This window comes from Pseudomonas sp. SWRI50 (assembly GCF_014269095.1).
GTDB classification, from domain to species: domain Bacteria; phylum Pseudomonadota; class Gammaproteobacteria; order Pseudomonadales; family Pseudomonadaceae; genus Aquipseudomonas; species Aquipseudomonas kermanshahensis.
The window spans coordinates 91,696-100,713 of sequence record NZ_JABWRW010000022.1; the positions used below are offsets into that span (position 1 = coordinate 91,696).

Consider the following 9,018-nt stretch of genomic DNA (forward strand, 5'->3'; position numbering starts at 1 on the left):
GCACCCCCTTCTCAATCAGGATTTCAAGAAGCCGTTGGCGGCCAGGAAGCTTTCGGTAATGCCACTGCCCTTGCTCGGTTCGGCCGCCTTGTCACCCAGCAGCAGACGCTCCAGGTAACGGGCCAGCAGGTCGACCTCAAGGTTGACCCGACGACCTGCGCGGTAGTCGGCCATGATGGTTTCGGACAGGGTGTGCGGGACAATGGTCAGCTCGAATTCGGCGCCATTGACCTCATTGACCGTCAGGCTGGTGCCGTCGACGGTGATCGAACCCTTGTGGGCGATGTACTTGGCCAGCTCCTTGGGTGCACGCACGCGGAACTGGATGGCGCGGGCGTTATCGCTGCGCGAGATGATTTCGCCGACGCCGTCGACGTGGCCGCTGACCAGGTGACCGCCCAGGCGGGTGGTGGGGGTCAGGGCTTTTTCCAGGTTGACCTTGCTGCCGCTCTTGAGGTCGATGAAGGCGGTGCGCTTGAGGGTCTCGACGCTGACGTCGGCCCAGAACCCATTGCCCGGCAGCTCGACGGCGGTCAGGCACACGCCGTTGACGGCGATGCTGTCGCCAAGCTTGACGTCACCCAGGTCGAGCTTGCCGGTCTCGACGTAGACGCGCACGTCGCCGCCCTTCGGGGTCATGCTGCGAATGGTGCCGATGGATTCGATGATGCCGGTGAACATGGGGTCTTCCTCAAGAACGGGTTGCGCAGGGCAAGCCAGGCATTATACGCCGGGCGCCGGCAGGGGGATGGCCGTGACCCGCCAGTCATCGCCCACTGCGCGCATTTCGGTAATTTTCAGTCGCGGTGCTTCGCTCATCTTCGCCAGGGGCCAGTCCAGCAGCGGGCGGGCCTGGGAACCCAGGAAGGTGCCGGCGACGAACAACTGGTATTCGTCGATCAGGCCTTGCCGGGCGAACGCGCCAGCCAGGCCTGCGCCGGCTTCCAGCAGAATCTCGTTGACGCCACGCGCGGCCAGCACACCCATCAACGCGGACAGATCGACCTGGCCATCGGTGCCTGGCAGGCTCAACAGCTCATGGCCTGCCTCGGCGTAACGCGGCGCTTCAGCGGCGGCCGTCACCACCAGGGCCGGGCCGGCCTGGAAGAACGGCGCATCCAGCGGCAGGCGCAGGCGGCCATCGATCAGCACGCGCAACGGCGTGCGGCTCAAGGCCAGGGCGAGGGTTTCGTCGTCCAGGCCCAGCTCTGCGCCCCGTACCGTCATACGCGCATTGTCGGCCAGCACGCTGGCGGCGCTGGTGAGCACCACACTGGAGCGCGCGCGCAGCCGCTGAACCGCAGCGCGGGCGGCAGGGCCGGTAATCCACTGGCTTTCGCCGCTGGCCATGGCCGTGCGGCCGTCCAGGCTCATGGCCAGCTTGGCCCTGACAAACGGCAGGCCATGCTCCATGCGCTTGAGAAAACCTGGGTTGAGCGCGCGGGCCTCAGCTTCAAGCACTCCGCTGCTGACCTCGATACCGGCCTCTGCCAGGCGCCGCAGCCCCTGCCCCGCCACTTGCGGGTTGGGGTCTTGCATCGCGGCCACCACGCGGGCCACGCCAGCCTTGACCAGCGCTTCGGCGCACGGCGGCGTGCGGCCATGGTGGCTGCACGGTTCGAGGGTGACATAGGCGCAAGCGCCGCGGGCGCGTTCACCGGCCTGGCGCAGGGCATGCACCTCGGCATGGGGCTCGCCAGCGCGCACGTGCCAGCCTTCGCCGACCACCTCGCCATCGCGCACGATCACGCACCCCACACGCGGGTTGGGGTGGGTGCTGTAAATACCCTTGCGGGCCAGCTCCAGGGCGCGGGCCATGTAGTGGGCATCGAGGATCGCGGTCTGGCTGGGCATGCTCACTCTTTAGCTGGCTCACGGGCCAGGCGGTCGATTTCTTCGCGGAATTCGTCGAGGTCCTGGAAGCGTCGATAGACCGAGGCGAAGCGGATATAGGCCACCTCGTCGAGCTTGCGCAGCTCGGCCATCACCATTTCACCCACCACCAGTGACTTGACCTCGCGCTCGCCGGTGGCACGCAGGCGGCTCTTGATATGCGCCAGCGCCGCTTCCAGGCGCTCGACGCTGACCGGGCGTTTTTCCAGCGCCCGCTGCATGCCTGCACGCAACTTGTCTTCGTCGAAAGGCTGGCGCGTGCCGTCCTGCTTGATCAGCCGGGGCAGCACCAGTTCGGCGGTTTCGAAGGTAGTGAAACGCTCGCCGCAGGCAACGCACTCGCGGCGGCGGCGCACTTGCTCGCCCTCGGCGACAAGACGAGAGTCGATGACCTTGGTGTCGTTGGCACCGCAAAAGGGACAGTGCATGGTGGCAGGCAACAAAAAAAGGGAGGGCCATGGTAGCGCATCCCACTGGCAAGACAAGCCAAAGGGGTTAACATCCAGGGAAATCTGCCCGTGAAGGAAGCCCCAATGCACTATCGAGCGCTCGTCGTGCTGTGCTGCGCCGCCCTGCTTGCCGCTTGCGGTAGCGACCAGCCCAAGCCCGATCAAGGCCAGGCGCCTGCGCCAGCCAAAGTAGCCAAGAAGGCCCAACCGCTTGGCCCGCTGCCCGCCTACCAGCGCGAGCTGAGCGGTACTTTGCTGGAAATCCCGGCCGGCGCCGACGTGGAGCTGGCCCTGCTGGTGATCGACGAACGCGACCGCCCGCAACGCCTGCTGGCCAGCAGCAACCTGACTGGCACCGGGCAGGCGCTGCCTTATCAGTTGCGCTTCAACCCCGAAGCCTTCCCGGCCGGTGCCCGCGTCGAACTGCGCGGCCGCGCCAGCAGCTCCGGGCAGTTGATCATGCACCTGCCCCCTGTGCGCATCGCCCAGCCGCAAACCCAGGCCACCGGCCCGCTGCGTTTCGAGAAGGCACCGTAAGTGGCGCCACTGGCACTGCAACAGGCCCTCAGTGGCCTAATCGGCGAAGCGCGCCTGGTGGTCAGCGACCTGCCTGACTGCGAATTGAAACTGTGGCTGATCGACGACCAGAACATGGACCGCGCCTTCAGCAGCGAAGAAACCCGGCGCATTCTCGAAGAACCTCCGTACTGGAGCTTCTGATGGGCCAGCGGCCTGGCCATGGCCCGCTACCTGGCCGCACACCCGGCATGGGTGGAGGGCAAGCGTGTGCTCGATTTTGGCGCGGGCAGCGGCATCGCCGGCATTGCCGCAGCCCGCGCAGGCGCCCTTGAAGTGGTGGCGTGCGACCTCGACCCACTGGCCCTCGACGCTTGCCGCGCCAACGCCGCGTTGAACGGGGTGGAGCTCGGCTACAGCAACGATTTTTTCGCCGAGGACGACCGCTTCGACCTGATTCTGGTCGCCGATGTGCTGTATGACCGCGCCAACCTGCCACTGCTCGATGCCTTCCTCGGCCGCGGTCGCCAGGCGCTGGTGGCCGACTCGCGGGTTCGCGACTTCAGCCACCCGCTGTACCAACAATTGGGCGTGCTCGACGCGCTGACCCTGCCGGACCTGGCCGAGCCCCACGAATTCCGCCGGGTCAGCCTGTACCACGCCAGCCGCGAGCCTTTATAGTGGTGCCATTCACGAGTTTGCGAGAGTCGCGATGAGCCAAGACACGCCGTACATTTTCGACGCCACCGATGCCACCTTCCAGCAATTGGTCATCGAAAACTCCTTCCACAAACCGGTCCTGGTGGACTTCTGGGCTGAGTGGTGCGCGCCCTGCAAGGCGCTGATGCCACTGCTGGCGAAAATCGCCGAGGGTTACCAGGGCGAGCTGCTGCTGGCCAAGATCAACTGCGACGTGGAGCAGCAGGTGGTCGCCCAGTTCGGCATTCGCAGCCTGCCGACCGTGGTGCTGTTCAAAGACGGCCAGCCGGTCGACGGTTTTGCCGGGGCGCAGCCGGAGTCGGCAATCCGCGCGCTGCTCGAACCGCACGTGCAGATGCCGGCCCCGCCCGCCGCATCGCCGCTGGAGCAGGCCAAGGCGCTGTTCGCCGAAAGCCGCTTCGCCGAGGCCGAAGCACTGCTCCAGGCGCTGCTGGGTGAAGACAACAGCAATGCTGAGGCGCTGATCCTGTACGCCCGTTGCCTGGCTGAGCGGGGCGAGCTGGGCGAGGCCCAGGTGGTGCTGGACGCGGTCAAGACCGACGAGCACAAGGCAGCCCTGGCCGGTGCCAAGGCACAGCTGACCTTCCTGCGCCAGGCTGCCAGCCTGCCAGAAGTCGCCGACCTGAAGAGCCGCCTGGCGCAGAACCCAGAGGACGATGAAGCGGCCTACCAGTTGAGCATTCAGCAACTGGCCCGCCAGCAGTACGAGGCGGCGCTGGAGGGTTTGTTGAAGCTGTTCAAGCGCAACCGCGGCTACGAGAACGGGTTGCCGCAGAAGGCGATGTTGCAGGTGTTCGAACTGCTGGGCGGTGATCATCCGCTGGTGAGCGTCTACCGCCGCAAGCTGTCTTCAGCCCTGTTCTGAGGCAGGCACACCATTTTAGGAACAGCCTTGTGCTGCGAAGAGGCCGGTGAAAGCACAGTCAATCTGCGCTACTTTCACCGGCCTCTTCGCAGCACAAGGCTGCTCCTACCCCGAACGCGTGTGACCTTGTCAGCCGACCCAGTGATACACCGGCGCATCCGCGCCACTTTCCACCTTCACCTCGCTGCTGTGCCGCAACCGCACCAGCAGTCGCTTGCCCGCCGCGGTACTCCCCGCCAGCCCTTCCAGGCGGTCCAGCAACGCTGGCCCATTCATCTGCCCAGCCTGGCGCAGCACGTCGCGTGCTGCGGCCCACTGCCCATCATCTTGCCGCGGCGCTGCTGGCGGGGCGGCCGCCGCTTCGGCGGTAACCGGCACCTCGAGGTGCCGCCCCAACTGCGCCCACTCGGCCGGCTCCAGCTCGACAGTCAGGTCCACGGGCCAGTCACCAATCTGTCCACGAATTCTCACGATGCTTTCCTTGAACGCAGGTCAATGCAGCCATGCTACAGCAACATGAAACCTGCACCACACAGGCTGGCGGCAGGCAGAAAAATTGTTATAACATTACCAAATTATTCCCAGCCTGCTCCTGGAGTCTTCCATGCGTCGCCTGCTGCTCGCCCTGCCCTTCGCTCTGCTGCCCCTCGCCATGGCCCATGCCCACGATGACCATGACCATGATCACGCCCATGGCACCCTCGGCGCCCATGAGCATGGCGTGGCCAAGCTCAACGCCGTGCTCGATGGCAACACCCTGGAGCTGGAACTGGACAGCCCGGCGATGAACCTGGTCGGTTTCGAGCACGCTGCCAATAGCGATGCCGACAAAGCCAAGGTCGCCGCCGTGCGCCAGCAGCTCGAGCAACCCTTGCAGCTGTTCGGCCTGGCAGCAGCCGCTGGGTGCAAGGACGATGCACAGGCGCTGGAAAGCCCGCTGTTCGGAGATGCCCCGAAAGCCGACGACGATGACGACGAGCATGAGCACGGCCATGAGCACAGCGACATTGGTGCGCATTACCAACTGACCTGTGCCAACCCGGACAGCCTCACCCAGATCGACCTTGCCCCGCTGTTCAAGGCCTTCCCGGCTACCCAGAAGATCAACGTGCAACTGATCGGCCCTAAAGGTCAGAAAGGCGTTGAAGCGACACCCGCCAAGGCCGCGGTCGCGTTCTGAATGGGCCAGCCGCTGATCGAACTGCATGACCTGGTCTTTGCCTGGCCTGGCCAACCGGCCCTGCTGGATATTCCCGCCTTCCAGCTGGAGGCCGGCGAGGCGTTGTTTCTCAAAGGCCCCAGCGGCAGCGGCAAGACCACGCTGCTGGGCCTGCTGGGCGGCGTGAACCTGCCTGGCCAGGGCCGCATTCGCCTGCTCGGCCACGACCTCAGTGGCCTCGGCCAAGGCGCGCGCGATCGCTTCCGGGTCGACCACACGGGTTACATCTTCCAGCAGTTCAACTTGCTGCCGTTTCTATCGGTGCGCGAGAACGTCGAGCTGCCTTGCCGCTTTTCGCGCAGCCGCGCCACGCGCGCGGCCCAGCGCCATGGCAGTGTCGACCAGGCCGCCGCCACGCTGCTCGCCCACCTGGGCCTGGGCGACCCCGCCCTGCTTGCCCGGCGCGCCGACAGCCTGTCGATCGGCCAGCAACAACGGGTGGCCGCTGCGCGAGCACTGATCGGCCAGCCGGAATTGGTGATCGCCGACGAACCGACCTCGGCCCTCGATGCCGACACCCGCGAAGCCTTCATCCGCCTGTTGTTCGACGAGTGCCGTGCAGCCGGCGCCAGCCTGTTGTTCGTCAGCCATGACCAGAGCCTGGCACCGCTGTTCGACCGTCACCTTTCCCTGGCCGAGCTCAACCGCGCCGCCAAGCCCCGGGAGGCCTGATGTACCTGCTTCGTCTTGCCCTGGCCAGCCTGGCCAACCGCCGTTTCACCGCCTTCCTCACCGCGTTCGCCATTGCCTTGTCGGTGTGCCTGCTGCTGGCCGTAGAGCGCGTGCGCACCGAAGCCCGCGCCAGCTTCGCCAGCACCATCAGCGGTACCGACCTGATCGTCGGCGCCCGCTCAGGCTCGGTGAACCTGCTGCTGTATTCGGTGTTTCGTATCGGCAACGCCACCAACAACATCCGCTGGGACAGCTACCAGCATTACGCCCAGGACCCACGGGTGAAGTGGGCGATCCCTATTTCGCTGGGCGACTCGCACCGCGGCTATCGCGTGATGGGCACCACCGGCGACTACTTCAGCCACTACCAATATGGCCGCAGGCAGCACCTGGAGCTGAGCCAGGGCCGCGCCTTCGCTGACGACCCGTTCGAAGTGGTGCTCGGCGCCGAAGTGGCCGACGCCTTGCATTACACACTGGGCGACAAGCTGGTACTGGCGCATGGCGTTGCGGCGATCAGCCTGGTCAAGCATGACGACAAGCCGTTCACCGTGGTCGGCGTGCTCAAGCGTACGGGCACCCCGGTCGACCGCACCCTGCATATCAGCCTGGGTGGCATGGAGGCGATCCATATCGATTGGCACAACGGCGTGCCCGCCCGCGGTGCCGGGCGCATCAGTGCCGACCAGGCACGTACCATGGACCTGCAACCTGCCGCCATCACCGCGTTCATGCTTGGTTTGAACAGCAAGATCGCTACCTTCAGCCTGCAACGGGAAATCAACGAGTACCGCAACGAACCCTTGCTGGCGATCTTGCCCGGGGTGGCCCTGCAGGAGCTCTGGAGCCTGATGGGCACCGCCGAGCAGGCGCTGTTCGTGGTTTCGCTGTTCGTGGTGCTGACCGGGTTGATCGGCATGCTGACGGCGATTCTCACCAGCCTCAACGAGCGCCGTCGGGAGATGGCGATCTTGCGCTCGGTCGGTGCCCGGCCTTGGCATATCGCCGGGTTGCTGGTACTGGAGGCGCTGTCGCTGGCCGTGGTGGGGATTGTCGCCGGGCTAGGCTTGCTGTACACCGGCATCGCTCTGGCGCAGGGCTATGTGCAGGCCAACTATGGGTTGTTCCTGCCGCTGGCCCTGCCGAGTGCCCATGAATGGACGCTGCTGGCTATTATCCTCGGGGCTGCACTGCTGATGGGCAGCGTGCCGGCCTGGCGTGCCTATCGGCAGTCGCTGGCCGATGGCTTGTCGATCCACCTCTGAGAAAACGCCATGCTCCGCGCGCTTCTGTTATCACTGGTAGTACTCGCCGCCCCCACCTGGGCGGCCGAACCCCGCGAACTCGATTGGCCTGCATTGATCCCGGAAGGCGCCCCTGTCATCCCGCCGCAACTGGCCCCGCTGCACGACCTGTCACAGCTGAGCGACGCTCTGGCCGCCGAATCGGCGCCCGCCGCCCGCCAGCAGGCGCCGGATGCCCCGGTGGTGAAAAGCCTGGATGGCCAGCAGATCAAGCTGCCGGGCTACATCGTGCCGCTGGAGGTCAGCGAAGAAGGCCGCACCACCGAGTTCCTCTTGGTGCCCTACTACGGCGCTTGCATCCACGTGCCGCCACCACCCTCGAACCAGATCGTGCACATCTTCAGCGAGATGGGCGTGCGCGTCGAAGACCTGTATCAGCCCTACTGGATCGAGGGAAAGATGCAGGTGAGCGCCTCCAGCAGCGAACTGGCCGACGCCGGATACCAGATGGAAGCCGAGAAAATATACGCTTATGAGCTGAAGTGAGAACTGTTTCGAATTCGTTCCGACGCTTCTTTGAGCTGGGTCAAACTTTCGGTTTAGACGCATCCGTACCATTGGACTACTCAATTACTAATGTCCTCTGGGAGCTTCCATGAACAAGTCCTTGCTCGGCGCCTCGCTTGTGGCCCTTGCGCTCGCCGCCCCTGCCGCCCACGCCTACCAGGCAGGCGATATGATCCTGCGCGCCGGTGCCATCACTACCGCACCGAACGAAAGCAGCGGCGACCTCAAGTTCGACGGCAACAAGGTGTCGGGCACCAAGGCGACCCTGGACAGCGACACCCAGCTGGGCCTGACCTTCGCCTACATGCTCACCGACCACATCGGCCTGGAGCTGCTGGCGGCCACCCCGTTCAAGCACACCGTGGGCGTCAAGGGCCTGGGCGGCGGCCTGGACGGCAAGCTGGCCGACATCAAGCAACTGCCACCGACCCTGTCGCTGCAGTACTACCCGATGGAGCCGAACTCCCGCTTCCAGCCGTATGCCGGCGTGGGCATCAACTACACCCTGTTCTTCGATGAAGACCTGAGCAGCGCGCGTAAAGAACAAGGCTTCAGCAACCTGAAGCTGCAGGATTCGGTCGGCATCGCTGGCCAGCTGGGCATGGACTACATGCTCACCGACAACCTGCTGGTCAACGCCTCGGTCTGGTACGTCGACATCGACACCAAGGCCAGCGTCAACGGCCCGACCGCGCTGGGCTACAGCAAGACCAAGGTCGACGTCGACGTCGACCCGTGGGTTTACATGGTTGGCCTTGGCTACAAGTTCTGATCCCTGGCAGGGAGGGCGGCCATTGCCGCGCTCCCTGTTCCTGCCCCCAGCCAGCAACCCAAGGCTGTCGCACTGATCCCCGCCCCCAGCCCGCACACCGC

At 65.3% G+C, this 9,018-nt stretch carries 11 protein-coding genes and 1 pseudogene; 8 read left to right on the plus strand and 4 right to left on the minus strand.

All coding sequences use genetic code 11. The features are described from left to right. Positions 1-15 precede the first annotated feature (15 nt). From HU750_RS21020 to nrdR, 3 genes are read right to left on the minus strand one after another with little or no spacing between them, the layout of a single operon-like run. Positions 16-681, minus strand: coding sequence for a riboflavin synthase (locus HU750_RS21020; protein WP_027594907.1), 666 nt, complete (start codon positions 679-681; stop codon positions 16-18). Between the two features lie 42 nt (positions 682-723). Further along, a complete protein-coding gene (gene ribD, locus HU750_RS21025) occupies positions 724-1,854 on the minus strand; it encodes a bifunctional diaminohydroxyphosphoribosylaminopyrimidine deaminase/5-amino-6-(5-phosphoribosylamino)uracil reductase RibD (RefSeq protein WP_186682157.1) in 1,131 nt (376 codons plus the stop codon). Positions 1,855-1,856: 2 nt separating this feature from the next. Then, complete coding sequence (nrdR, locus tag HU750_RS21030; RefSeq protein WP_009685710.1) at positions 1,857-2,321, minus strand: transcriptional regulator NrdR; 465 nt, start codon at positions 2,319-2,321, stop codon at positions 1,857-1,859. A 105-nt stretch (positions 2,322-2,426) separates the two neighbouring features. Between nrdR and HU750_RS21035 the strand changes: the two genes are divergently transcribed. The 3 genes and pseudogenes from HU750_RS21035 (at position 2,427) to trxA (ending at position 4,443) form a co-directional block, all read left to right on the plus strand. Next, the gene (locus HU750_RS21035) at positions 2,427-2,879 is read left to right on the plus strand and encodes a YbaY family lipoprotein (protein WP_027594905.1); all 453 of its coding nucleotides are present in this window, start codon (positions 2,427-2,429) and stop codon (positions 2,877-2,879) included. Then, positions 2,880-3,539, plus strand: a pseudogene (locus tag HU750_RS21040) (class I SAM-dependent methyltransferase). A 31-nt stretch (positions 3,540-3,570) separates the two neighbouring features. Beyond that, the gene (trxA, locus tag HU750_RS21045; protein ID WP_186682159.1) at positions 3,571-4,443 is read left to right on the plus strand and encodes a thioredoxin; all 873 of its coding nucleotides are present in this window, start codon (positions 3,571-3,573) and stop codon (positions 4,441-4,443) included. 129 nt (positions 4,444-4,572) lie between these two features. Here trxA and HU750_RS21050 read toward each other — a convergent pair whose 3' ends face one another. Then, complete coding sequence (locus HU750_RS21050) at positions 4,573-4,914, minus strand: hypothetical protein (RefSeq protein ID WP_186682161.1); 342 nt, start codon at positions 4,912-4,914, stop codon at positions 4,573-4,575. A gap of 133 nt (positions 4,915-5,047) precedes the next feature. On the opposite strand from HU750_RS21050, the gene HU750_RS21055 reads away from it, so the two are divergent. The 5 genes from HU750_RS21055 to HU750_RS21075 all read left to right on the plus strand — a co-directional run bounded on the left by HU750_RS21055 (position 5,048) and on the right by HU750_RS21075 (position 8,917). Next, entirely contained in the window at positions 5,048-5,623 is a 576-nt protein-coding gene (locus tag HU750_RS21055; RefSeq protein ID WP_186682163.1) for a DUF2796 domain-containing protein, read from the plus strand. Continuing rightward, positions 5,624-6,334, plus strand: coding sequence for an ATP-binding cassette domain-containing protein (locus HU750_RS21060; RefSeq protein WP_099452761.1), 711 nt, complete (start codon positions 5,624-5,626; stop codon positions 6,332-6,334). After that, complete coding sequence (locus tag HU750_RS21065; RefSeq protein WP_085274020.1) at positions 6,334-7,599, plus strand: ABC transporter permease; 1,266 nt, start codon at positions 6,334-6,336, stop codon at positions 7,597-7,599. The genes HU750_RS21060 and HU750_RS21065 overlap by 1 nt, the downstream gene beginning before the upstream one ends. 9 nt (positions 7,600-7,608) lie before the next feature. Beyond that, positions 7,609-8,124: a DUF3299 domain-containing protein gene (locus HU750_RS21070; RefSeq protein WP_099452760.1), complete on the plus strand. Its 516-nt coding sequence runs from the start codon at positions 7,609-7,611 to the stop codon at positions 8,122-8,124. Between the two features lie 109 nt (positions 8,125-8,233). After that, positions 8,234-8,917: an OmpW/AlkL family protein gene (locus HU750_RS21075; RefSeq protein WP_010951793.1), complete on the plus strand. Its 684-nt coding sequence runs from the start codon at positions 8,234-8,236 to the stop codon at positions 8,915-8,917. Positions 8,918-9,018 lie beyond the last annotated feature (101 nt).

Excerpts from the sequence above, each read along its gene's own strand:
- HU750_RS21065 (WP_085274020.1), top strand. The coding sequence starts at position 6,334 with ATGTACCTGCTTCGTCTTGCCCTGGCCAGCCTGGCCAACCGCCGTTTC.
- HU750_RS21070 (WP_099452760.1), top strand. The coding sequence starts at position 7,609 with ATGCTCCGCGCGCTTCTGTTATCACTGGTAGTACTCGCCGCCCCCACC.
- HU750_RS21075 (WP_010951793.1), top strand. The coding sequence starts at position 8,234 with ATGAACAAGTCCTTGCTCGGCGCCTCGCTTGTGGCCCTTGCGCTCGCC.
- HU750_RS21055 (WP_186682163.1), top strand. The coding sequence starts at position 5,048 with ATGCGTCGCCTGCTGCTCGCCCTGCCCTTCGCTCTGCTGCCCCTCGCC.
- ribD (WP_186682157.1), bottom strand. The coding sequence starts at position 1,854 with ATGCCCAGCCAGACCGCGATCCTCGATGCCCACTACATGGCCCGCGCC.
- trxA (WP_186682159.1), top strand. The coding sequence starts at position 3,571 with ATGAGCCAAGACACGCCGTACATTTTCGACGCCACCGATGCCACCTTC.
- HU750_RS21035 (WP_027594905.1), top strand. The coding sequence starts at position 2,427 with ATGCACTATCGAGCGCTCGTCGTGCTGTGCTGCGCCGCCCTGCTTGCC.
- HU750_RS21020 (WP_027594907.1), bottom strand. The coding sequence starts at position 681 with ATGTTCACCGGCATCATCGAATCCATCGGCACCATTCGCAGCATGACC.
- nrdR (WP_009685710.1), bottom strand. The coding sequence starts at position 2,321 with ATGCACTGTCCCTTTTGCGGTGCCAACGACACCAAGGTCATCGACTCT.
- HU750_RS21060 (WP_099452761.1), top strand. The coding sequence starts at position 5,624 with ATGGGCCAGCCGCTGATCGAACTGCATGACCTGGTCTTTGCCTGGCCT.